Source organism: Ochrobactrum sp. S1502_03, from assembly GCF_044435015.1.
GTDB classification, from domain to species: Bacteria; Pseudomonadota; Alphaproteobacteria; order Rhizobiales; family Rhizobiaceae; genus Brucella; species Brucella chromiisoli.
Genome location: NZ_JAYEXN010000089.1, coordinates 1 through 920, shown reverse-complemented (window position 1 = coordinate 920; position 920 = coordinate 1). Strand labels below are relative to the sequence as shown.

The window sequence follows — 920 nt, the reverse complement described above, 5'->3', positions numbered from 1 at the left end:
AGTGCCCGACTCAAAATTCAAGCTTTGCGATACGGCGTGTCATTCGCCTGATGGATGCTATGAACATCCATGCCTCTGCTGAGGCGATAGAGGCTTCCCAATCTTTAGCCAACCGACGGCAACGATTAAGCCAGGCGAAGGTTCGCTCAACGATCCACCGCCTGGGCAGAATTACAAAGCCTTTGGCCTGATCGGAGCGCTTGACGATTTCTATCGCCAGTGCTTCGATATGTGCCACAGCCGTTGTCAGCTTTTCGCCAGCATATCCGCCATCGGCAAAGAGTTTCCTCACCGTGGGGTGGTTTTGGCAGGCGCGCTCGATCAGATCTGGCGCACCGTCGCGGTCCTGAACGTCAGCACCATGCACGATGCCTTCCAACATGTTGCCTACCATATCGGTTACGATATGGCGCTTGCGCCCTTTGATCTTTTTGCCTGCATCATAGCCGCGCGGACCACCAGCTTCTGTCGTCTTCACCGACTGGCTATCGATAATGGCTGCCGTCGGCTCCGCCTTGCGACCTTCCGCCAGCCGTGTCACCGCAACCAGAATTTCATTGATAAGATCAAGCAAGCCGCTGTCGCGCATCCGGTAGAAATGGTACTGCACTGTCGTGAACGGCGGGAATTCCTTCGGCAACTGCGCCCATTGGCAGCCCGTTGTCGCCATATACTGGATCGCATTCCACAACGTACGTGGATCATGCTCGCGTGGACGTCCGACCTTGCTCATCGGCTGCAAAAGCGGCGCGACAACAGCCCATTCATCATCAGTACAGTCGCTTGTATAGCGTAAGCCTCGTCTGGCATAGTCGCGACGGGCGGTTTCAGTCCAGGCCATGTGATCCTCCGTAGTCTTGGTAAACCACAGAGAATCATAAACTCCTGAAATCGCTCAACTTAATTTTCGGTTCGGCTCT

1 protein-coding gene is annotated in these 920 nt (G+C 54.9%); it reads right to left on the bottom strand.

The annotated features are described in order from the left end of the window. Positions 1 to 10 precede the first annotated feature (10 nt). Positions 11 to 841 carry an IS5 family transposase gene (locus VBH83_RS19315; RefSeq protein ID WP_396999093.1) on the bottom strand — a complete coding sequence of 277 codons (831 nt, stop codon included), beginning with the start codon at positions 839 to 841 and terminating at the stop codon, positions 11 to 13. Between the last annotated feature and the right edge of the window lie 79 nt (positions 842 to 920).

Coding starts and splice junctions, on each gene's coding strand:
- VBH83_RS19315 (WP_396999093.1), bottom strand. CDS start 841: ATGGCCTGGACTGAAACCGCCCGTCGCGACTATGCCAGACGAGGCTTA.